Raw genomic sequence first — 22,513 nt, forward strand, 5'->3', positions numbered from 1 at the left:
ACCTCACCCCACGGCCTGCGGTGGTGGCGACGGAGGGGTGAGGGCGGCCGCAGCGGGCGCACCGGACGGACTGGCCGCATCGGCCGCGCCGGGCGCATCGGGCGGGAGGACGACCCCGGGGCGTCCTCCCGCCCCTCTCGCTGCCCGTGTCACCAGCCCTCTCACCAGCCTTCTCACCAGCCATCTCCTCCATCTCACCCGTGTTAGCCGGACGTTAGCGGCGCGGCAGGTGAGCGATAGTGCCCCCGACCAGAGTGGGTGACGTACCGAGGAAACAACGACACCGACTGCCCCGGGGGACCCCGTCATGAGCGCCCAGACCACTGCCCGCACCGCCCGTCGCCGCCGCACTCTGCGCCTGGCCGCCGCAGCTCTGACCGCCGCCGCCGGCCTCACGCTGACGGCCTGCTCCGGCTCGGACGCCGCCGGCGCGAAGCCCGCGGGCCGTACGGACTCGGGCGCGGCCGCCGCGGAGACCGGCGGCGCGAACTCCTCCGGCGGAGCACAGGGTTCCGGCGCCCAGGCGGGTGGCTCCGGTACCCAGGCGGACGCCGGTGCCAAGCCGGGGGCCAAGTCGGGCGCCGCGGGCAAGCAGTCGGCGGGCGGCGGGCAGGCCGCGGGCGGTTCCGGTGCGAGCGGGGGCATCGAGCGGTGCCACACCTCCGGCCTGAAGGCGGCGTTCGCCACGGGCGGCGACGCGGCCCCGGACCCGGACGCGGAGGGAGCGACGACCACCAGCGTCGTTCTGACCAACAAGGGCGGCCGCGCCTGCAAGATCGGCGGCTTCCCGGGCGTGGACCTCAAGTCCGAGAACGGCGGCGAGCGCTGGGCGCTGGCCCGCTCGTCGAAGAAGTACGGCTCGATCACCCTGCAGCCCGGTGACAGCACCGACTTCACGATCAACGTCGCCATGACCAAGGAAGAAGAGGGCTTCTACCAGCCCGCCTACGCGGACGTCACCCCGCCCAACGAGACCAAGTCGATCACCATCCAGTGGCCCTGGGGCACGCTCGTCGACCAGCGCAGCGCCACCCACCCGGGCACCTTCGTCAACCCGATCGGCTGACCACCTCGGTGCCGCCCTGGGCGTGAGCCCAGGGCACCTCTGAGCCCGACCGGCTCGGTTCGTCGAAGAGGAACAAGGAGACCACCATGAAGTCGTGGCGCACCCGAATCGGCGTCGGTCTTGCCGTCTGTACGGCAGCGGTCGCCGTCCCCCTGACCGCCACCACCGCCTCCGCCGCCCCGCCCCCCGGCGAAGGCTGGGTCCCGATCGGCGCCGAGCGGTACCCCTCGAAGGGCGAGTGCGAAGCGAAGGAACTCCCGAGCGCCCAGGCGAACGGGTACCACGAGGTGTGGTGCGACGACAGCAAGGCCATCATGCCCATCTTCTACCGCTGACCGTTCCCCGCCCGGAGGGGACCTGTCCCGCTGACGCGGTACCGAGAAAGTCCGCTTTCTGCTGGAGCCGGAGCCGGAGCCGGAGCCGGAGCCGGAGCCGACGCCGATGTCGGAGCTGAAGCCGCTGGCGACTCCGACGCCGACGCCGAAGCCACTGGCGACGGCGCTGGCGACGGCGCCGGCGACGCGGATGTCCGCGGACGCAGGCACCCGCCGGCCGGGGGCCCGGCCCTCCCCCCTCACAGCCAACCGGCGGCCGCCCAGAGGGCCGCAGCCGCCGCGGCGAGGAGCCCGACGTTGAGCCCGATCCGGCGGTCCCGGCCGGTCAGGTGCACGGTGATCGCCCCGATCTGCAGGAGTACGAACCCGACGGCCGCGGCCGGGGCCAGCCAGGGCGCGAGGCCGGCCGCCGGCGGCAGCAACAGCCCGACGGCGCCCAGAACTTCGACCGTTCCCAGCGCCCTGACGACCGGGAGCGGTACACGGTCCACCCACGCCATCATCGGGCGCAGCAGATCGGGGCTGCGGACCACCTTGACCACACCCGAGTAGAGAGAGAACGAGGCGAGCAGCCCGGCGACGATCCAGTAGGCGATGGTCATGAGGTCCCTTCCTGGTCACCGCTGACGGATGACCCGCCGGTTCCTGGGTTGCGCACACCCGGAACCGGCACGTGAGCGTGAGCGAACGACCGGACGCCGGGAGCCGGGAGCGCCCGACCCGCGCCCGTCCGGTGGCGGCGGCCGGGGCGCGCCGCCCCACCTGCTTCAGGCGAATTCGGAAGCGGGCTCGGTGGCGTAGCGGCTCATCGTGGCGATGGTGTCCCGGGGCGTCAGCGGCCGGCCGTCGGCGGCCATGCTCCGGAGGTCCCGGAAGTACTGCACATACAGGTCCGGGGTGAACGTGCTGAGCATGACGGCGGGTTGGCCGGTCAGGTTGGCGAAGGTGTGCGGGGCGCCGCGCGGGACCATCACGAACGTGCCCGCGGTCGCTTCGTGCTCCTCGTCCCCGACGGTGAACCGCACCGTGCCGGAGATGACATAGAAGCCCTCGTCGTGCCGCGCGTGGCGGTGCTGCGGGGGGCCGGGGGTGTGCGGTGCGAGAACGGACTCGGCCATCCCCAGGCGATGCCCGGTGTGACTGCCGTCTTCGAGGACCCGCATACGCGTGGTACCCATGACGATCACCTCGCCGTCCTCGGGCCCGACCACGGATACGCCGGGGCCGGCCACCGATGCGTTGGGGACGGCCTGCGATTGATCACTCTTCTGATTGCTCTTCGCTTCGTCGGTCATGCTCCGAGTGCACCGTCAGGGCCCGGTGACTGTCCAAGACCTGTTCCGCCACGCCGATACCTCACGGGTATCGTTGCAGCGTGGAGCTACGCACCCTGCGCTACTTCGTGGCGGTCGCCGAGGAACTCCACTTCGGCCGCGCCGCCGCCCGACTGCACATGAGCCAGCCGCCGCTGAGCCGGGCGATCAAGCAACTGGAGTCGGAGACCGGCGCCCCGCTCTTCGCCCGCTCGCCCGCCGGCGTCACGCTCACCCCGGTGGGGGCGGTGCTGCTCGACGAAGCGCGGGCCCTGCTCGACCAGGCCGAGCGCCTCCGTGTCCGCGTGTCCGCGGCGGCCGGCGCCTCGTCCCTCACCATCGGCATCCTGGGCGACGGCACCGACCCCGGCAACACCAGGCTCGCGGCCGCCTTCCGCCGAACCCACCCCGGCGTCGACATCCACATCCGCGACACCGACCTGACCGACCCGACCTGCGGACTCCGCGCCGGACTGGTCGACGTCGCCCTGACCCGTGCGCCGTTCGACGACACCGCCCTGACGGTGCGCGAACTGCGCGCCGACCCGGTCGGCGCGGTACTGCGTGCCGACGACCCGCTGGCCCGTCGCGACCACCTGAACCTGGCCGACCTGGCCGACCGCCGCTGGTTCCAGTTCCCCGAGGGAACGGACCCGATCTGGCAGTCGTACTGGAACGGCGGCACTCCACGCGAGGGCCCCGTGGTGCGCGTCGTCCAGGAATGCCTCCAGGCCGTGCTCTGGAACAGCACGGTCGGCCTGGCCCCCCTCGGACACGACCTCCCCGAGCCCCTGACCACGGTCCCCCTGACCGACATGCCCCCGAGCCGGGTGGTAGCGGCCTGGAAAGCCGACGACACCAACCCCTTGATCCGCTCCTTCACCAAGATCGCACGAACCGCCTACCAAACCTGACCCGACCGATCCCCGCCCCACCGGTCATGCGCCCATCCCTCCACCCAATCCCTCGCCCCAGGCTGACCGGCGACAACAGCCCGCCCACGGTGGGCCCTGTCTGTACGCCACCGCCGACAAGCACCCCTGACCAGCAAAAAGCCATCCCATGGTTGCAGCCCATCTGTAACCGCGCAGCCCGGACACGTCGCGCCCAGGGCTGTCCGGGTCGTTTCCACAGGCCACAGCTTCAACCGGATAGTCGGACGGCTGGGGCAGGCAGGTCCAAACCTGCCACACAGGTCCGGAGGGTATGCCGCGACGTGCCGTCGCGGAGGTTCCTGAGCTAGGCCTGCTGCACTTCACCGTTCGCAGAGTCGGTCCACTCAGTTGCCTCTCACTGGGAAGTAGGCATGGCGATCGTTGCGGGGGAGTCGCCGCCCAGCGGCGACGTATCAACTTAGGTTTTTATAAGCGTGGTTGGCTAGGATCGCAGGCTCACGCGGACGTCATTGTTGGCTTCGGTTGAGTGAGGGGGAGAGCTTGGAGACGGCTCGGGTCTTCTTCGGTCTCGCAGCACCGTTGGCGGTCTCATGGGAACGGGAGTGGTTCTCCAACCGCCCGCGCCTGGCGCTCGTGTTCTCGCTCGCATATGGTGCATGCGCCATCGCGCCGTACAGAGATGACGCCAAGGCATTGGGGGCACTCGGTGTATCCGTACTCATGGCATTAGGGCTGTCGTTGGTATATGGCTCGCACCACGCGCTGTTCGCCAGCGTCTCCATCTTCACCCCCGTGACCAGTGGGCGGGCGACCATCAATAAGAAGCTGGGTGTGATCCTGCTGGCAATCGCGGCGGTAACTGCCGTGTGGGTGGCAGGTGCCACGATAGTGACCCTTGTCGCCCAGTTGTTGTTGAGTGATAAGGCCATCGTGATGACATCCGCCTTGCTCTTGGCGGTCTTCGGGGGTGGCTCGGTGGTCAAGGCCGCGACTGACCCGGTCAAGGAGGAGGTGCGCCAGCTGCAGCCGGGGCCGGCAAAGACGGCTGCTGAGGCTCTGGTAGCGAGTGGTGGCAGGAGTATTGGGCTCTTCGAGCGTGGGGTCTTATTTGTCTTCCTCGCTGCAGGCCAGCCCGAAGCTGCTGCGCTCGTGCTGGCGGCCAAGGCCCTGGCGCGTGCTCCTGTCGACCACGTTAATCACGCTTCCAAATATTTCCTCGTCGGTACGCTGGGCAGTGTCATCGCTTCAGCAGCTATGAGTATGGCTGCGCGTTCAGCGATCGGGTTGCCCATCTTGTAGGAGGTTGTCTTGGAGCTCAGGGGGCACCCACTTGTCCACAAGCTGCTTTCCCTTAGGTTGCCCCCGTCGGACTACGTGGTAGCAGGCAGCGGCCCCCTCCTCGCGCATGGCCTCAGGGACGAGGTGACTGACCTGGACGTAGTCGCGCGGGGCGAAGCCTGGAAGATTGCCACGGATATTGCCGAGCCGATGCCGCCACCTTCTGGCCACGGACTGCGTGTTGTGATCTTCGGCGGTGGCATCGAGGTTTTTGATCGCTGGTTGCCGGGCACGGTCGATGCTGATGAGTTGATCGACGGTGCCGAGTTGATTCAAGGTATTCCTTTCTGCCCGCTCTCCGCGGTTCTCGCCTGGAAGCGCAGGTCCGACCGAGAGAAGGACCAGGCAGATATCAAAGCGATACAGGATTTTCTGCGCCTCTAGGTACCCACAGCCTTGTTGGTGAAGCCAGGCGTTGGAAACGTCAATTCAGCCACTTCCCGCCGTTACTTCACGGCGTTTCGCAAGCATCCTGCGGACTGACTGCGGCGATAGTCGGTGTAGCGGGCACGCTCAGCGCTCCTGTCTTGTCGCAACGGCTGATGGGCCGTGTACAAAGAGAGCACTTCGAGAGTCAACAGCAGGTCGAGGCAGCTCAGTGGGTCCGAGAGCAGCAAGTTGCCGAGCTGGACCGCAAGCGCCACTGCTACTTGTCGGTGAACGCAGCCTTCCGAGAGTACCGAACCCACTTAATGAACTTCCTTTGGCTTGTGCACAAGGGAGAGGTGACGCCAGAAGCTCGTGAAGTGGTGGAGGAGGCGAGGCGCGCCCATCACGCCGCTTTTGCTCGTCACGCGACCGGACTGCCCAAACAGTCGTGCTCGGAGCTGTCCGGTTAGTTGGTGCAGGCCACAAGCCCTGTCAGGCAAAAGCTCCGCACTGATCTCTACCGTTCCATGCAGCCGTTGGCGGACGTCTGCAGGAAGGGCCACCGAGTTGCGGCAGCGGCACAGGGCTTGAGGACGCTACCTATGTGGGGAAGCTTCTCTTCCACGCTGCACGCCCCGAGGTGGGGCGGCAGTGGACGGACGTCGGCGAAGTCCACGAGGAGCGCGGGCTGAAGGGGCGAGCCGACGGCGATGCCCGCGGCGTACCGCGCCGTCGAGGCGGAGGGCCTGACGTCAGGCGACCGACTGTTCCAGGGTGAGTGGGGTGGCACGCTTGCTGGCTCCGTCATCTGTCGCCGATGGCGGAGTGCTCGGGCTGCTGTTCCCACCCCGGACCAACTGGCTCAACGCCGGCGTTTCGGCCGCGACCGTGGCCGAGTGGGCGGGCAACAGTGTCCCCGGTGCTACTGGCCACGTAGACCCGCTGCATCGACGGGCAGCTCGATGACCTGAGCGCAGGATCGAGGAGGCGGGGGAGCTGGCGGATCCGGCAGCCTCGGGGGCCTGAGAACTTCTCCGCGTATTCTCCGCCGCCACCCGCAGAAGCCCGGTTTCAGCCGGACACCGTCGGACGTGCCTCACCCCCGTCGAGGGGCGCGTCCGGCCCTGCGCCGCGCACTGGGAATGGGCTTTGACCAGCAAAAAGACCCTCCCGAGGGAGGGTCTTGCGGAGCGCCCCCGGCAGGACTCGAACCTGCGGCCAAGTGCTTAGAAGGCACCTGCTCTATCCACTGAGCTACGGGGGCCGGGTGTGGGCGTGGATCACGGACCGCGGTCAAGGATAGAGGTCCGGGTGCCTCGTCCCGGTTGCTTCACCTCCGTGGCACGTTGTGGAGGTTCGGTGAAGCGGTCCCGATAATCGCAGGCAGGTACGAATCCTGCACCGCTTTTGACGCCTCGTGCGGCGGGTGTTGTGCACTCGTTATGCCTGTGCCTCGCTTGTCGCGAGCGTCCCGTGCGTCACTCGTCCCGTTCTGTGAGGGTTCTCGCGGCGCGCACGAGGGGTTATACGCTTCAAAAACCTAACGAAATTGGGCATTCTGCACATGTGGCGACCTTGGACGTACGACCCCGGCTGATCGACGCACTGTCCGTTCTGCGCGACCGCGTCGACGCCGCACGCTTTCCCCTGCCACTCCGGGGCGCTGCCCGGGCCCGGCGCAACCGGGCCGAGCTGCTGGCCCAGCTGGACGACTATGTGATTCCACGCTTGCGCTCGCCGCAGGCCCCGCTGCTCGCGGTGATCGGCGGGTCGACCGGGGCGGGCAAGTCCACGCTGGTGAATTCCCTGGTGGGGCGGCGGGTCTCGGAGGCGGGGGTGCTGCGGCCGACGACGCGGACGCCGGTGCTGGTCTGCCATCCCGACGACCTCCACTGGTTCGCCGGGCCACGGGTCCTGCCGCAGCTCGCCCGGGTGTGGGTCCCCGAGCAGGACGACGGCGGCGAGGGCGGATACCCGGCGGCCGGAGACGGCCTGGGCCGGGGCGACTACGGCAGGCACGGCGCGGGCGGGACGGCGCCCGGTGGGGCGCGTGGGGCGTTCGGCGGCGGAGGGGCGTACGGCGGAGGGCCGTACGGCGGTGCGGGCGGCGGCGGTGGCGCGGGTCCGGACGGGCCACCGGGCTCGGGCCCTGCGGTGGGGGGCGGGAGCGAGGCGGGGCTGTTCACGGTGCGGATCGAGACGGACCGGGCGTTGCCCAGCGGGCTGGCGTTGCTGGACGCCCCGGACATCGATTCGCTGGTCGCGCGCAACCGGGAGCTGGCCGCGGAGCTGATCTGCGCCGCGGACGTGTGGGTGCTCGTCACCACGGCGGCCCGGTACGCGGACGCGGTGCCCTGGCATCTGCTGCGCACCGCGAAGGAGTACGACGTCACGCTGGTGACCGTGCTGGACCGGGTGCCGCATCAGATCGCCACGGACATCTCCGGGCGGTACGCGGAACTCCTCCAGCGGGCCGGCCTCGGCCATGTGCCGCGGTTCACCATTCCCGAGCTGCCCGAATCGGCCGGCGGCGGCAGCGGCCTGCTGCCCGCCACCGCCGTGGCGGCGCTGCGGGACTGGCTGGAGCGGCACGCCCAGGACCCCGTCGCCCGTACCGCCGCCGCGGACCGTACGGCCGCCGGAGTGATCGCGTCGCTGCGCAGCAGGCTGCCCGCGCTGGCGGGGGCCGCCGCCGCGCAGCACGCCGCGGCGCTGCGGCTGGCCGGGCGGGTCGAGGAGGCGTACGAACGGGCCGCGGAGCGGGTACGGCAGGAGGTCGCGGCCGGTGAGGTGCTGTCCGGGGACGCGCGGGCGCACTGGCGTGACCACGGGCTCGACGGCCGCTCCGACGAGCTGCTCGACGCGCTGACCCACGGGCTGGCCTCGCTGCTGACCTGTGCCGTGGAGGAGGCCGACGAGCGGGCCGCGGAGAGCTGGCGGCGCGATCCCGCGGCGGCCGAGGTCTCGCTGGCGGCCGCCGCGGGCGCGGCCGGCCGGCTCGGGGTGATCGTCCGGCGCTGGCGGCGCTGCCTGGAGGAGCTGGCCGAGGAGGAGACCCGGGAGGCCCGCGCGGGGCAGGCCGGTGAACGGGCGGGGTCGGTGGAACCGGAGGAGTCGGCGGCGCTGTTGGCCACGGCCCTGCTCGGCGGCCGGCGGGCCCGTACGGCGGGCGAGAACCTCGCCGACCTCCTGGGGGCCCAGACCGCGCTGCGGCTCTGCGACCGGGGCGCCCGGCTGCTGGCCACGTACGTGGAGCGCGCGCTCGACGGGGAACGTGAACGGCGCCTGGCGCCGCTGGACCAGCTGACCGTGCCACTGGACCAGCAGGCGGAGCTGATCGCCGCGCTGTCCGTACTGCAGAGGGAGCGGCAGACGGGGAGGCCGGGGGAGGTGGAGGAGCGCAGACGTCGGCGGGACGAGGAGGAGCGGGCGCGGGAGCGGGCCATGGAACGGGCTGTGGAGCGGGAGCGGCAGATGGAGAAGGAGGAGGTGTCGGGGTGAGCGATTCCGAGGCGGTGGCTGGTGCTGAGGCGGTGGCTGGTGTCGAGGGGGCGATTGGTTTGGGGGAGGCGGTTGGTTCGGGGGCGGCGGTTGGTTCCGGGGACGGGGTGGGGCTGAGGAAGGGGCTGGAGGCCGGGGAGAGGGCGGGGGAGAGGGCAGGGGAATGCGTGGCGTCGGTGGAGGGCGTTGGGGGTGCGGCGTCGGTGCCGGTGGGGGCCGGGGAAGTGGGTGGGGGCGGAGAGGCCGGGGGCTTGAGGGGCTTGGGGGCTTGGTGGGCAGGGGGAAGTCGGAGGAGAGCGGGAGAGGGGGGTGCTGGAGGAGCCGGCGGGGCGGGCGGTGGTGGCCGGTGGGACGTGGGATGACGGGTTGATCGCGCGGCGGGCGCGGGACGTGGGGGCGCCCCGGGCCGTGGTGCGGCAGGCGGGGAGTGAGGAGCGGGGCGAGGCGCCCGTGGCGGCGGGTGTGGCGTCGTCGGGTGGGGCCCATGTGGTGTCGGGGACGCGGGCGCCGGGGGCGTCGCGGGGGGTGTTCCGTGGTGAGGCGATGGTGCAGCCGCGTTCACCGGTGGAGGCGGAGGGAAGCGGGGGCATGGGCGGATACCGGTGGGTCGCCGACGGTGGCCGGCGGGCCGTGGTGGGCGGTCTGCGCGGGCGGCTGGATGCCCTGCGGGAGTTGATCGCGCTGTCCCGGTCCCGGCTGGACGGGCGGGCGCTGGAGGGCGCGGGGCGGGTGCTGGAGACGGCGGACGAGCGCTACCGGCTGTCCGGCGAGCACACCGTCGTCGCCATCGCGGGGGCGACCGGCAGCGGTAAGTCGTCGCTGTTCAACGCGCTGGCCGGGGCGAACCGTTCGCAGGTCGGGCCGCGGCGGCCGACGACCGCGGAGCCCGTGGCCTGTGTCTGGCCGGGCGGCCGGGCCGGCGCCGAGGGGCTGCTGCACCGGCTGGGAGTGCCCGCGCACCGGCGGCACGCCCCGGCGGACGGCAGCTCCGAGCTGCACGGACTCATCCTGATCGACCTGCCCGACCACGACTCCTCCGCCACCGAGCACCGCGCCCAGGTGGACCGGATGCTGGAGCTGGTGGACGCGGTGATCTGGGTGGTGGATCCGGAGAAGTACGCGGACGCGGTGCTGCACGAGCGGTATCTGCGGCCGCTGGCGGGCTACGCCGAGGTCATGTTCGTCGTCCTCAACCAGGTGGACCGGCTGCCCGGCGACGCCGCCGACCAGGTCGTGGACGATCTGCGCCGGCTCCTGGACGAGGACGGGCTCGCGCTCGGCGAGCACGGGGAGCCCGGGGCGGCGGTGCTCGCGCTGTCCGCCGCCACCGGCAAGGGAGTCGGCGAACTGCGGGAGGCGCTCGGCCAGTTCGTCGCGGAGCGGGGCGCCGCGGACCGGCGGCTGGCGGCGGACGTGGACGCGGCGGCCGAACGGCTGCGGTCCGTGTACGTGGCGCAGAGCCGGGTCGGGCTGACCGAACAGGCGCGGGCCGAGTTCGACGACCGGTTGGCGGAGGCGGTCGGGGCGGTGGCCACCGGGCGCGCGGCGGAACGCGATTGGCTGCGGTACGCGGAGCACGCGTACGGGTCGCCGTGGGCGCGGATGCGGGGGTGGCGGGGGAGCCGGTGGCGGGCCGGCGGCTCCGGGGCGGTGACCGGCGCGGGGGCTCTCGGGGGAGGGGCGACGGGTGCCGGACCGGCACATGGCGGGCAGGGCGCCGACGGATGGGGCTGTGCGGGGCGGACGGGGACGGGGAGAGCGGAGGTGCGCGGCACCGGGGCCGGGCGGGCCGAGGTGTGTGGGACCGGCGCCGGTCAGTCGGATGCGCGGAGGGGCGGGACCGGTGCGGCGGGTGTGGGTCGTCCCGGTGCCGGCCGGGCAGTTCCACGGCGTGGCGGCAGGTGGCGGGGATCGGTCGGGAGGCAGGCGGGCTCGGGGCATCTGCCGTCGGCCGCCGGCGCGTCCGGCAGCGCGGTCGAGGGGAGCGAACCGGCGGTGGACGGGCGGGCGGCGGCGCGGCCCGTGGTGGAGCAGGCCGTACGCACGGTGGCCGGTGACGCGGCGCACGGCTTGCCGGCACCCTGGGCCCAGGCGGTGCGGGAGGCGGCGGACCGGGGCGCGTACGGGCTGCCGGAGGCGTTGGACAAGGTGGCGGCGGACGCCGAGGAGTCGCTGCGGGGCGGACCGGCCGTGAAACCGCGCTGGTGGACGGTGGCCGCCTGGCTCCAGGGAATGCTGTGCGTGCTCCAAGTCGTCGGCCTGCTCTGGCTGCTGGGCGCGGTCACGGGCGCGGGCGGGGCGGCGGCCTGGATCTCGGGGCTGCTGCCCGTGCTGCTCGGCGCGGTGGGCGGGCCGGCGCTGACCTGGCTGTGCCGGGTGGTGGCACGCGGCCCGGCCAGGCGTTACGGGCAGGACGCCGAACGGCGGCTGCGGAGCGCGGCGGCCGGGTGCGGACGGGCACGAGTCCTGGAACCGGTCGCCGCCGAGCTGTTGCGCTACCGCGAGGTACGGGAGCAGTACGCGGTGGCGTCGGGCAGCTGAGGTGCGGGGGGGCGGGCGGCCGTCCGATGTCTGATCGGCGGTCGCCCGACTCGCGGTCCTCGGTCGCCGGACTTGTGACCTGCGGTCGGGCGGCACTTCACGCCCGGCCCCCGACGCTTGGCGCCCGACCCCGACGCCTGACGCCCGACGCCGACGCTTGGATTCGACCCCCGACCCCCGACCCCCGACCCCGACCGGCAGTTGCCCGACAGCGGGATGGGTGAGGGCGGATTCCCCCTCCCGGGTGGCCGGGTTTTCCACAGCCGGCCACCCGTCCACATGCTGCGGCGGCGCCTGCCGCAACCGTGCAGCATGAGGTCAACGCGGCGCGAGCGGCACATGGCAGGAGCGAGCGCCTGACGCGGGGGAGGCGGATGTCCGTGTACGACACGATGGTGACGCTGGTGGGGAATGCCGCGACGGCGGTGGAGCACCGGCAGACGACGGCGGGAGTGACGGTGGCCAGGTTCCGGCTGGCCACGACGTCCCGCCGGTGGGACCGGGCGCAGGAGCGCTGGACCGACGGGGGGACGAGTTTCTACACGGTCCGGTCGTGGCGCGCGCTCGCCGACAACGTCGCGGCGTCGGTGGCGGTGGGGGAACCACTGGTCGTCCAGGGGCGCTTGCGGCTGCGGGAAGGGGAATCACCCCCGGAGCGGGGCGGGCAGCGCTGGTTCTCGGCGGAGGTCGACGCCGTGGCGATCGGCCACGATCTCGCGCGCGGCACCGCGGCGTTCCGGAGAGTCGTCCGGCCGCCCCGCACGGAAGGGACGGTGCCGGTGGACGAGTCGCCGCCCGCCGACGCGGGTTCACCGCCGGACGCCGCGGACTCCCCGCCGACCGCCGCCAGTTCACCGGTGACAGAGGGCGAAGCCGGGACAGGACGCACAGCGCCGCCGGATGGGGTGGCGAGGGCGGAGGAAGGGGCGGGAGCAGCGGAAGCAGCGGCGGAAGCAGCGGCGGCAGGAGCGGAGCGGAAGACCTCCGCGAAGCCGCCCACGCCTCCCAAGAGGCCGTTCGCCGGCGTGATTTCGCCACCGTCCGAGCCGCCGGACGCTGCCGTTCCGCCGACCTCGACCGCACCCTCTTCGCCCGAGAAGGTAGCTATGCCCTGATAAGCCCCGGCGATTTGTCGATAATGCCAGGTCAGGGTGCCCGGTATCGGTAACGATTGCGATTCGGATCGCTTATGGGATGCCATTACTGGGGACCCTGATGCGCCTGCTCCATAAGATCCGACAAGTACTCACGGGGGCTGACGTGTTCGGCTGTTGAGTTCTTTGGGATCTTTCCGGCGAGGCATCCTCTCCCACTCGACCGCCTCGCCCAGAGGGGAAATTCATGCTTTCGATGAAGAGGCGGGGCGCAGCTCGCCTTGCCGCCGCGGTCGTGGCCTCGGGCCTGGTCGCGGCGGGTGCGATAGCCACCGCGGGCACTGCCGCGGCGGATGACGCGACCCCCACCCATGGGGGTGCCACCGCCACGCTCGGCGGTCTGAAGACGTTCGACCAGGCGGTCGTGCACAACGACGGAGGGGACCAGCGCGTCGGCGCCGGCCTCTTCGAGATGGCGGTCGACAACGGCGGCACGCTCCAGACGTACTGCATCGACATCCACAACCCGACGCAGCAGCAGGCCAAGTACCAGGAAGTGCCCTGGAGCGCCTCGTCGCTGCACAACAACGGGGACGCGGGCAAGATCCGCTGGATTCTGCAGAACTCCTACCCGCAGGTGAACGACCTGGCCGCGCTCGCGACCAAGGCCGGCGCCGGCAACCTCACCGAGAAGACCGCCGCGGCCGGCACCCAGGTCGCGATCTGGCGCTTCTCCGACCACGTCAAGGTGGACGCGGTCGACCCGGCGGCCGAGAAGCTCGCCGACTACCTGGAGAAGAGCGCGCAGAACGTCGGCGAGCCCCAGGCGTCGCTGACGCTGGACCCGCCGGCCGTCTCCGGCAAGTCCGGCGGCAAGCTCGGCCCGGTCACCGTGCACACCAATGCCGACAGCGTCACGATCTCCCCGGCCGCCGGTGCGCCGGCCGGTGTGAAGGTCGTCGGCAAGGACGGCAAGCCGGTCACCAGCGCGGCCAACGGCACCCAGCTGTTCTTCGACGTGCCGAAGGGCGCCGCCGACGGCAGCACCTCGCTGACCGCGCAGGCCGCCACCAAGGTCCCGGTCGGCCGTGCCTTCACCGGTATCGGTGAGCACGCCAAGAGCCAGACCCAGATCCTGGCCGGCTCCAGCGAGTCCACGGTCTCCGCGGCCGCGTCCGTCTCCTGGAAGAAGCAGGGCGCCATCCCGGCGATCACCGCCGAGAAGAACTGCGCCAAGGGCGGCGTGGACGTCACGGCGGCCAACAAGGGCGATGAGGCGTTCCGCTTCCAGCTCTCCGGCAAGCAGTACGAGATCGCCCCGGGCAAGTCGCAGACCGTGACCGTGCCGGTGGCCGAGGACCAGCCGTACAACATCACCATCAAGGGTGAGGGCGGCTTCAAGAAGTCCTTCTCCGGCGTCCTGGACTGCAAGACCGCCGGCAGCGGCGGCGGCAAGCCCTCCAGCAAGCCGAGCCCGGCCTCGGTCGGCGGCAGCACGGGCGGCGACAAGGGCGGCGACCTCGCCGAGACCGGTTCCAGCAGCGCCACCCCGGTGATCGCGGGCATCGCGGTCGTCCTCGTCGTGGTCGGCGGCGGCGCGGTGTTCTTCCTCCGTAAGAAGAAGACCGGCACCACCGCATAAGGACACGCGGCGCCCGGTGCGAACCGGTTCCCGGCGGCACCCGGCCGGACCGGCCGGCACCACCGGCGCACGGTGACCACCGGCGGCCGCTCGCCCACCCCGGGTGAGCGAGCGGCCGCCGAGCGGCAAACCCCCAGCGGCCCCGGAGCGCACCGACGCTCCGGGGCCGTCGGCGTCCGGCGGCCACTCAGCGGTGCGCCCTCCCGGCGCCGTGCCCCCCGCTCCGCGGTGACCAACGCTGACAGACGGCGACCAAGCGGACACCGGGTCGTGGCGGGCCGGTGCTGAACAGGGCTGCTCTGACCTACTCGTTTCCGCCAGAGCACAGGCGTACGGCAAGATGGGGTGTATCTGCCCTCCCTCGGATCCGTCGCACGACGGGCCGGGGCGGTGCCGCACAGACCCTGATCGATCCAATCTGCCGGACGGTTTCTCTTGGCTGAGTACATCTACACGATGCGCAAGGCGCGCAAGGCGCACGGCGACAAGGTCATCCTCGATGACGTGACGCTGAGCTTCCTGCCCGGCGCAAAGATCGGTGTCGTGGGTCCCAACGGCGCCGGTAAGTCCACGGTGCTGAAGATCATGGCCGGTCTCGAGCAGCCGTCGAACGGCGACGCGTTCCTCTCCCCGGGCTACACCGTCGGCATGCTCATGCAGGAGCCGCCGCTGGACGAGTCGAAGACCGTGCTGCAGAACGTGCAGGACGGCGCCGCCGAGATCATGGGCAAGCTCCACCGCTTCAACGAGGTCGCCGAGCTGATGGCGACCGACTACTCCGACGAGCTCATGGAGGAGATGGGCAAGCTCCAGGAGGACCTCGACCACGCCAACGCGTGGGACCTGGACACCCAGCTGGAGCAGGCCATGGACGCGCTCGGCTGCCCGCCCGGCGACTGGCCGGTCACCAACCTCTCCGGTGGTGAGAAGCGCCGTGTCGCCCTCTGCAAGCTGCTGCTGGAGGCCCCCGACCTGCTGCTCCTCGACGAGCCCACCAACCACCTGGACGCCGAGTCCGTGCAGTGGCTGGAGCAGCACCTCGCGAAGTACCCCGGCACCGTCGTCGCCGTCACCCACGACCGGTACTTCCTCGACCACGTCGCCCAGTGGATCTGCGAGGTCGACCGCGGCCGCCTGCACGGCTACGAGGGCAACTACTCCAAGTACCTGGAGACCAAGGAGACCCGTCTCAAGGTCGAGGGTCAGAAGGACGCCAAGCGCGCCAAGCGCCTCAAGGAAGAGCTGGAGTGGGTGCGCTCCAACGCCAAGGGGCGGCAGGCCAAGTCCAAGTCGCGACTGGCCCGTTACGAGGAGATGGCGGCCGAGGCCGACAAGATGCGGAAGCTGGACTTCGAGGAGATCCAGATCCCGCCGGGCCCGCGCCTGGGCAACGTCGTCGTCGAGGTCGACAAGCTCAACAAGGCCTTCGGCGAGAAGGTCCTGATCGAGAACCTGAGCTTCACGCTGCCGCGCAACGGCATCGTCGGCGTCATCGGCCCGAACGGCGCCGGCAAGACCACGCTGTTCAAGATGCTCCAGGGCCTGGAGACCCCGGACTCCGGCGACATCAAGGTCGGCGAGACCGTCAAGATCTCCTACGTCGACCAGAGCCGCGAGAACATCGACCCCAAGAAGACCCTGTGGGCCGTGGTCTCCGACGAGCTGGACTACATCAACGTCGGCCAGGTCGAGATGCCCTCGCGCGCCTACGTCTCGGCGTTCGGCTTCAAGGGCCCGGACCAGCAGAAGCCGGCCGGGGTGCTCTCCGGCGGTGAGCGCAACCGCCTCAACCTGGCGCTCACCCTCAAGCAGGGCGGCAACCTGCTGCTCCTCGACGAGCCGACCAACGACCTCGACGTCGAGACCCTGTCCTCGCTGGAGAACGCGCTCCTGGAGTTCCCGGGCTGCGCCGTGGTCGTCTCCCACGACCGCTGGTTCCTCGACCGCGTCGCCACGCACATCCTGGCGTACGAGGGCGAGTCCAAGTGGTTCTGGTTCGAGGGCAACTTCGAGTCGTACGAGAAGAACAAGGTCGAGCGCCTCGGTGCGGACGCGGCCCGTCCGCACCGCGCCACGTACAAGAAGCTGACCCGGGGCTGACCGCCGTGCGTCACCTCTACTCCTGCCCCCTGCGCTGGTCGGACATGGACGCGTTCGGCCACGTCAACAACGCGGTGTTCGTCCGCTACCTCGAAGAGGCGCGGATCGACTTCATGCGCCGGCTGGCGCCGGGGGACGGCAGCCCGTCGTTCACGGGCGGCTCGGTCGTCGCCCGGCACGAGATCGACTATGTGCGGCCGCTGGTCCACCGGCCCGAGCCGGTGGCCGTCGAGCTGTGGGTGACGAAGATCAGCGCCGCGTCGATGACGGTCGGCTACGAGGTCAAGGACGAGGACACCCTCTACCTGCGGGCCTCGACGGTCGTCGTGCCGTACAACTTCACCGAGGAGCGCCCCCGCCGCCTCACCGCGGAGGAGAAGGCGATCCTCAAGGAGTACCTGGACGACGCGTCGCGCCAGGAGGGGGCCGTCGCGGTATGACGGCGCTGCACCTCGCCGACGCGGGGGAGGCGGCGGACCTCGCCGCCTTCCTCGCCCGGCTGATCCACTACGACAAGGCCGCCGCGGTGCGTCTCCAGGCCGGCGGCGGGGTGCTCGCCGTGTTCGGCCGCCCGCCGTCCTTCGAGGTGCTGGCGATCCGCACCGCCCGGCTCGCCGAGGACAGCGCCCTGGACACCACCGTCTCGGCCGGTGAACTCCTCGACGGCATCGAGGAGCCGGCCGGCGCGGTGACCGTGCCGGCCGCGGTCACGGGCCCGCCGTGGACCGGGCTGCTGCCGCCGCGCGGCGGCTGGCAGCGGGTGCCGGGGCTGCCCGCCCCCGAGGCGCTGGTACGCACCGTGGCTGCCGCGGTGGCCGAATTCCGCGCCCGGGACGAGGCGTTGCCGCCGCAGCACCGCACCCGCGCCGAACGGGACCGTATCGGCCGGGAGATCTGGTCGCGGACCCTGGGCGACACCCACCTTCCGCTGCGCGCCGCCCATGCCGCGCAGTCCCTGGGCTTTCTGCGCCCGGCGCGCGCCGCCGCGCTCGTGGGGGGCGGTACGTCTCCCGGAGCCGCCGCCCCCGCGCACCGGCAGCCCCAGCCGCTGAGCCTGCTGTCGGCGGGCGGCTGGCTGCGCCTGAGCACCCCGTACGGGTCGGTTGCCGTACGGACCGGGGGCCCGGCCGGGCTGTCCGGTCTCACGGTGACGCCGGCCTGACGACGAGGCGGCGGGCGGCCGGTCGCGGACCGGCCGTGCCGGGACGGGACGGGGCCGGAGAGTCCTCGCCCCGCGGCGTCGCCCAGTCCACCGCGTCACCCGGCCCGCGGCATCACCCGGTCCGCGGCGCAGCTCGGTCCGTCGTGCTGATCAGTCCGCGGTGTTGACCATCGAGGCGGCCGCGTACGTCAGGTAGTTCCACAGCTGCGTCGCGTGGGCCTCGGAGAGGTCGAGGGAGTCCACCGCGTCCCGCATGTGGCGCAGCCAGGCGTCGTGGGCGGCCCGGTCGACGGTGAAGGGGGCGTGCCGCATCCGCAGCCGGGGGTGGCCTCGGCCGTCGCTGTACGTACGGGGGCCGCCCCAGTACTGCATGAGGAAGAGCGCGAGCCGCTCCTCGGCCGGGCCCAGGTCCTCCTCCGGGTACATCGGCCGCAGCAGCGGGTCCTCGGCGACTCCCTGGTAGAAGCGGTGCACCAGGCGCCGGAAGGTCTCCTCGCCACCGACCTGTTCGTAGAAGGTCTGCTCCTCGAGCGTGCCGCGTGGAATCTTGTTCACCCGTCCATGGTGGCAGACGCACCGGCTGAGGACTTCGGTCGTAGGACGCGAGGGGCGGCGGGGCCGGAAATGCGGCCGGGGCGTGACCGGTTGGTCACGCCCCGGGGTCGCGGGCCCTCGGCGGCGGTCAGCCGCGGCGGACGGTCAGCGTCGTCCAGGCACCGACGTGCACCCGGTCGCCGTCATGGAGCGGCACCGGCACGTACGGCTGGATGGGGTCCTCGGCCAGGTTGATCGTCGTTCCGTTGGTGGAGTTCTGGTCCACCACGGCCCAACTGCCGTCCTGCTGCTGCACCAGCAGCGCGTGCTGGTGCGAGACGCCCGGGTCCTCCGGCGCGCTGCCCAGATCGATGTCCGGGGCCTCGCCGGTGCTGTTCCGGCGGCGGCCGACCGCGATCTGGCCGTTGGCGAGCGGGAGCACCTGCTCGGGGGAGTACGAGGGCAGGTTGAGCCCCGCCGCCTCCGGGCCGCTGCGGCCCATCATCGCCATGAAGTACTCGCGGTCCGGCGCGATCGCCACCACCCAGCCGTCGCCGACGACCGGCGACGGACCCTGCGGCGGCGCGGCGGGACCCTGGCCGGGCCCGCCGTTCCACTGCTGGTCGGGGCCGGGCTGCTGCGGCGGCATCGGCTGCTGCTCGAACGGAGCCGGCGGCTGCTGCTCGAACGGCTGCTGCTGCTGCGGCGGGAACGGCGAGGGCTGCTGCTCGTACGGGGCCTGCGGGCCCGGGCCGGGCGGCGCGGGGGCCATCGGCGGGGGACCGGGCTGGGCGCTCGGCGGGTTCAGCGTCCAGTCGTCACCCTGCTGCGGCGGCGGGCCCGGCTGACCGGACGGGCCGGGGCCCGGCATGCCGGGGAAGCCGCCGGGGCCGCCGGGGGGCATGCCGTGCTGCTGCGGGGGCTGGGGCTGCTGCGGCGGCGGGAAACCGTAGCCGTCCTGGCCGCCCTGGGGGCCGGGTGCGGGCGGGGGAAAGCCGTAGCCGCCCTGGCCGTCCTGGTCGCCCTGGGGGCCGGGCGCGGGCGGCGGGAAACCGTAGCCGCCCTGACCGCCCTGCGGGCCCGGCTGCTGGGCCGGCGGGGCGTAGGACGTCGGGGAGTTGGTGAGGAAGTTGTAGCGGCACCCCTCACAGAACGGCGCCATCGACTCACGCGGCGTACCGCACTGCGGGCACGTCTCGGGCGCTCCGGACGGCGCGGGGCCGCCCTGGGGGCCCGGTGCGGGCGGCGGGAAGCCGTAGCCGCCCTGATTGCCCTGCGGACCCGGGCCGGGCGCGGGCGGGGGGAAGCCGTAGCCGTCCTGGCCGCCCTGGGTTCCGGGGCCGCCCTGCGGGCCGGGCGCGGGGGGCGGGAAGCCGTAACCGCCCTGGCCGCCCTGGTTGTCCGGGGCGCCGGGGCCGGGGCCGCCGAAGCCGGGCGGCGGTCCGGCCTGACCCGGGGGCGGGCCGGGCTGACCCGGAGGCGGACCTGCCTGACCGGGCGGCGGGCCGGGCTGCCCGGTGGGCTGGCTCGGCGGTGCGTTGAGAAAACCTGCAGGCAGGGAGGGCGGCGGGGGGACAGCGCCCGCCATCCGCTGGCCGCACACCTCGCACCAGTCTTCGGCCACCGACTGGTGGCCGCTCGGGCAGGTAGGCATGTCGGTTCTTCCCCCTCCGTACCGAATGTCTGCGGTGGTACTGCTCGGTACTGATCGTGGCTATTTCTTCACGCGAACGGTTCTCGTCGAGCGCGTCCCGAGAGTCATCTCGTCCGCCTCGGCGACCTTCGCCTTCAGTCGCACAGTACCGGTCGCCGCATCGACGACGTCCACCACCTTCGCAAGGAGTTTCGCAGTCTCCTCGTTCCCCGAGGCACCGGCCAGCTGTACCGCGCGGCCCAGTTTCGCGAGGGCGTCGGCGGTATCGCCCGACTTGCGCGCATCAAGTCCCTGTTGGATGACATGGGAGAGTTCCGCCTGTCCTGTGTAGTGCGCGACCTGCGGATCGATCGCTGTGGAAACCGCCACATCGTCCGTCCACACGGCGCGTACCAGCCCCTGGGACAGCGGCCGCGGCGGGCCGTCGGGCGCGGGGAGGCCGTCCGGCGCGGAGGCGATCAGGGTGACCCGGCCGGCGAGCATCTCCCGGCCGACGGCGGCGGCCGGGACCCGCAGGCAGAGGTGGTAGTCGCGGGACTCGTCGCCCCAGGAGCCGGTCGGATAGTCCCCCGACCGCGGACCGGAGTCCTGCCGCGCGCCGGTCAAGTCCGCCACGGTGGGCGCCACTTGCCGGACGAAGACGGTCTCGGCGCCCAGCGGGGTCCACAGCCGCAGGGCGACGCCGGCGATCCCCTTGGCCATCGCCTTCTCCATCAGCCGGGTGAAGTCGGCGGCGAGGCCCGCCGGATCGGCGACGATGTCGGCCGTGCCGAGCAGCGCCGAGGCGATGCCGGTGACCTCCTTGACCTCCCAGTCCGTGCCGACACCGCGGGCGTCGCAGGTGAACGCGCCGCCGCAGGCGTCCAGGGCGGCGCGCAGGTCCTCGGGCGACTCGTGCTCGTTGCGGCCGTCGGTGAGCAGGAGGGCGTGCCGGATGCAGGCGTCGGCGGACGACAGCAGCCGGCCGGTGAGCCGCAGCCAGCTCCCGATGGCCGTGCCGCCGCCCGCGTTCAGCCGCCGCAGGGCCTCCTTCGCGCGCGTACGGGTGGCCGCGCCGGCCACGGCCAGCCGGCCGCCGCCGGGGAAGATCTCGGCGGCACGATGGGTTCCGGCCACCACCGCGAAGCCGACCCCGTCACGCAGGGTGTCGATGGCGGCGGCCGTCGCCTCGCGGGCGCCGTGCATCTTCGCCGGCGGACGGTCCATCGACCCGGAGCAGTCCACCATGATCACCACGGCGGCGTCCGGTCCGCCGGTGCCCGCCGCGGGGACCGGACGGCCGCCGGTCGTCCCGCCCCCGGTCGCGGTGATCGTGACGATGGCGTGCACCTCGCGTCCGCCCTCGGGCAGATACGGGTTCTGGTGCACCTCGGCACGGAAGCGCGGCACACGGGACTTGGTGAGGTGGGCCATCCGTTCGCTCCTCGGGACGCCGTAACCGGTCGATCGGGTGCGCGGTGCGTGGTGCTGTTTTCCGTGGACGGGGCGGGGAGCGCCGGCTTCCCGCCCCTGACGCGCCGTTCCTCGCCGGCGGGGCGTCCGATGTGCCGCGCGCCCCGCCGGTGTCCGGCGTGTCCGGTGCTGGGCCGGTCAGGCCGGTGCGGCCTGCCCCGCGGGGGCGGGGAACGGCACCAGTGCCACCGTGACGTTGTCGTGCCCGCCGCCGTCGAGGGCGTGGGTGACCAGGGTGCGGGCGCTGTCGAGGGGGTGGGCGGGCGCGTCGTGCGGCAGCACCGCGGCCATCTGCTCCGCGGACTCCGCGTAGTTCCACAGCCCGTCGGTGCACACCACCACGACACCGGGACCGTCCGGCTTGAACGTGGCGGTGTGCGGCTCGACCTCGTAGGCGTCCGCGCCGAGCCAGCCGGTGATGGCGTGCGCCCGCTCGTCGGCGTTCGCCTCGGCCTCCGACATCAGGTTGTTGGCGACCATCTGGGCGGCCCAGGAGTCGTCCTCGGTGAGCCGGGCGGGCGGCGCCGTGCGGTCGTCGGGGATCCAGTAGACGCGGCTGTCGCCGACCCAGCCGACGGTCAGCAGTCCGCCGCCGACCACCGCGCCGACGAAGGTGCAGGCGGGGGCGTTCTGCCGGTGGTGCTCGTCATGGGCGGCGGCGGGGTCGGCGGCCAGCGCGTCGACCGCGGAGGAGGCCGCGAGGATCGCCTCGTGCATGGCCTGCTGGGGGTGGGTGCCGTGCGGCAGCGACGCCTGGAGTGCCTCGCCGGCGGCCTCGGACGCCGCCGCCGACGCCTCGTCGGGGCGGGTCGCCGAGGAGACGCCGTCGCAGACCACCGCGACCACGGCGGGGCTGCCGTCCGGGAGGGTGGCGGAGCGCAGCGCGAAGAAGTCCTCGTTGCGGTGGTGCCGGTGGCCGAGGTCGCTGACCGCCGCGACACCCGCCAACGCGCGCTCCATGTGGTCGCGTTCGCGGGGCCGGGCGTGGCCGCAGCGCTCGCAGTAGCCGTCCGGCCCCACCGCGCCGGACCGGCAGACGGCGCACAGGGCGGTGCCGTGGGCGGGGGTGCCGGCGGGCGCGTCGGCTGCCGGAGCGGGCGCGGCCTCCTCCGTGGCCGGGGCGCCGGACCCGGCGGCTGCCGCGTCGGCCGCCGCCGCGTCGGCCACCGCCTCGTACCCGGCGACGCGCGGGTCGGCGGGCGGTGGTGCGGCGGCCGTGGCCGGGCCGGGCACCGCGGGCGCATGGCCGGGCGGCGGCGGGACATGGCCGGACGGCGCGGCCGGGTCGCCGTACGGGAGGCGGGCCTGCGGGTCCGGCGGCGGCGGGCCGGGCGGCCCGGGGGGCGACGGCGGCAGCGGCGGCGGGGGCGGTACGGCGCCGGGCGCGGGCGGGGCGCCGTACGCCGGCGGCGCGGCGGGCGCCAGGAGCTCGGCGCCGCACCGCCCGCAGAAGTTGTCTCCCGCGTTCAGCGGTTCGTCACAGCCCGGACACCGGGACGGCCCAGTCACACCCATG

General features: G+C 72.7%; 18 protein-coding genes and 1 tRNA gene. 12 read left to right on the forward strand and 7 right to left on the reverse strand.

Annotated elements, in window-relative coordinates:
• Positions 1 to 307 precede the first annotated feature (307 nt).
• Together K7396_RS23860 and K7396_RS23865 are read left to right on the forward strand one after the other, a co-directional pair.
• Positions 308 to 1,066, forward strand: coding sequence for a DUF4232 domain-containing protein (locus K7396_RS23860; protein WP_152104437.1), 759 nt, complete (start codon positions 308 to 310; stop codon positions 1,064 to 1,066).
• An 86-nt stretch (positions 1,067 to 1,152) separates the two neighbouring features.
• Entirely contained in the window at positions 1,153 to 1,401 is a 249-nt protein-coding gene (locus K7396_RS23865) for a hypothetical protein (RefSeq protein WP_152104436.1), read from the forward strand.
• 239 nt (positions 1,402 to 1,640) lie between these two features.
• Here K7396_RS23865 and K7396_RS23870 read toward each other — a convergent pair whose 3' ends face one another.
• Both K7396_RS23870 and K7396_RS23875 read right to left on the reverse strand, forming a co-directional pair.
• Positions 1,641 to 2,003: a DoxX family protein gene (locus K7396_RS23870; RefSeq protein ID WP_152104435.1), complete on the reverse strand. Its 363-nt coding sequence runs from the start codon at positions 2,001 to 2,003 to the stop codon at positions 1,641 to 1,643.
• Between the two features lie 165 nt (positions 2,004 to 2,168).
• Positions 2,169 to 2,696, reverse strand: coding sequence for a cupin domain-containing protein (locus K7396_RS23875; RefSeq protein WP_152104434.1), 528 nt, complete (start codon positions 2,694 to 2,696; stop codon positions 2,169 to 2,171).
• Positions 2,697 to 2,776: 80 nt separating this feature from the next.
• Between K7396_RS23875 and K7396_RS23880 the strand changes: the two genes are divergently transcribed.
• The 3 genes from K7396_RS23880 to K7396_RS23890 all read left to right on the forward strand — a co-directional run bounded on the left by K7396_RS23880 (position 2,777) and on the right by K7396_RS23890 (position 5,332).
• Positions 2,777 to 3,628, forward strand: a complete 852-nt coding sequence (locus tag K7396_RS23880; protein ID WP_223660182.1) for a LysR family transcriptional regulator — start codon at positions 2,777 to 2,779, stop codon at positions 3,626 to 3,628.
• 522 nt (positions 3,629 to 4,150) lie between these two features.
• Positions 4,151 to 4,909 carry a hypothetical protein gene (locus tag K7396_RS23885; protein ID WP_143589275.1) on the forward strand — a complete coding sequence of 253 codons (759 nt, stop codon included), beginning with the start codon at positions 4,151 to 4,153 and terminating at the stop codon, positions 4,907 to 4,909.
• A 123-nt stretch (positions 4,910 to 5,032) separates the two neighbouring features.
• Complete coding sequence (locus tag K7396_RS23890; protein ID WP_208629204.1) at positions 5,033 to 5,332, forward strand: hypothetical protein; 300 nt, start codon at positions 5,033 to 5,035, stop codon at positions 5,330 to 5,332.
• 1,176 nt (positions 5,333 to 6,508) lie between these two features.
• Here the strand turns inward: K7396_RS23890 and K7396_RS23895 are convergent.
• Positions 6,509 to 6,581 (reverse strand) — tRNA-Arg (locus K7396_RS23895).
• A gap of 311 nt (positions 6,582 to 6,892) precedes the next feature.
• On the opposite strand from K7396_RS23895, the gene K7396_RS23900 reads away from it, so the two are divergent.
• From K7396_RS23900 to K7396_RS23930, 7 genes are all read left to right on the forward strand, one after another.
• Positions 6,893 to 8,818, forward strand: coding sequence for a GTPase domain-containing protein (locus tag K7396_RS23900; RefSeq protein WP_152104470.1), 1,926 nt, complete (start codon positions 6,893 to 6,895; stop codon positions 8,816 to 8,818).
• Positions 8,819 to 9,406: 588 nt separating this feature from the next.
• On the forward strand, positions 9,407 to 11,359 hold the full coding sequence (locus K7396_RS23905) for a GTPase (protein WP_223660183.1): 1,953 nt from the start codon (positions 9,407 to 9,409) through the stop codon (positions 11,357 to 11,359).
• A gap of 374 nt (positions 11,360 to 11,733) precedes the next feature.
• Positions 11,734 to 12,474, forward strand: coding sequence for a single-stranded DNA-binding protein (locus tag K7396_RS23910; protein ID WP_308686894.1), 741 nt, complete (start codon positions 11,734 to 11,736; stop codon positions 12,472 to 12,474).
• Between the two features lie 226 nt (positions 12,475 to 12,700).
• Positions 12,701 to 14,095: an LAETG motif-containing sortase-dependent surface protein gene (locus tag K7396_RS23915; protein ID WP_086720980.1), complete on the forward strand. Its 1,395-nt coding sequence runs from the start codon at positions 12,701 to 12,703 to the stop codon at positions 14,093 to 14,095.
• Positions 14,096 to 14,530: 435 nt separating this feature from the next.
• A complete protein-coding gene (gene ettA / locus K7396_RS23920; protein ID WP_086720979.1) occupies positions 14,531 to 16,195 on the forward strand; it encodes an energy-dependent translational throttle protein EttA in 1,665 nt (554 codons plus the stop codon).
• 5 nt (positions 16,196 to 16,200) lie between these two features.
• The gene (locus tag K7396_RS23925) at positions 16,201 to 16,635 is read left to right on the forward strand and encodes an acyl-CoA thioesterase (RefSeq protein ID WP_086720978.1); all 435 of its coding nucleotides are present in this window, start codon (positions 16,201 to 16,203) and stop codon (positions 16,633 to 16,635) included.
• Positions 16,632 to 17,357: a hypothetical protein gene (locus K7396_RS23930; RefSeq protein WP_086720977.1), complete on the forward strand. Its 726-nt coding sequence runs from the start codon at positions 16,632 to 16,634 to the stop codon at positions 17,355 to 17,357. The genes K7396_RS23925 and K7396_RS23930 overlap by 4 nt, the downstream gene beginning before the upstream one ends.
• Before the next feature lie 150 nt (positions 17,358 to 17,507).
• Here the strand turns inward: K7396_RS23930 and K7396_RS23935 are convergent, their stop codons facing one another.
• The 4 genes from K7396_RS23935 to K7396_RS23950 all read right to left on the reverse strand — a co-directional run bounded on the left by K7396_RS23935 (position 17,508) and on the right by K7396_RS23950 (position 22,512).
• Positions 17,508 to 17,912: a globin gene (locus K7396_RS23935; RefSeq protein WP_086720976.1), complete on the reverse strand. Its 405-nt coding sequence runs from the start codon at positions 17,910 to 17,912 to the stop codon at positions 17,508 to 17,510.
• 127 nt (positions 17,913 to 18,039) lie between these two features.
• Positions 18,040 to 19,545 (reverse strand): FHA domain-containing protein, encoded by a 1,506-nt coding sequence (locus K7396_RS23940; protein WP_223660184.1) that lies wholly within the window; start codon positions 19,543 to 19,545, stop codon positions 18,040 to 18,042.
• A 60-nt stretch (positions 19,546 to 19,605) separates the two neighbouring features.
• Positions 19,606 to 20,958, reverse strand: a complete 1,353-nt coding sequence (locus K7396_RS23945; protein ID WP_152104432.1) for a vWA domain-containing protein — start codon at positions 20,956 to 20,958, stop codon at positions 19,606 to 19,608.
• Positions 20,959 to 21,135: 177 nt separating this feature from the next.
• Positions 21,136 to 22,512: a PP2C family serine/threonine-protein phosphatase gene (locus K7396_RS23950; protein WP_152104431.1), complete on the reverse strand. Its 1,377-nt coding sequence runs from the start codon at positions 22,510 to 22,512 to the stop codon at positions 21,136 to 21,138.
• Position 22,513: the final 1 nt, after the last annotated feature.

The organism is Streptomyces angustmyceticus (assembly GCF_019933235.1).
In the GTDB taxonomy this organism is placed as follows: domain Bacteria; phylum Actinomycetota; class Actinomycetes; order Streptomycetales; family Streptomycetaceae; genus Streptomyces; species Streptomyces angustmyceticus.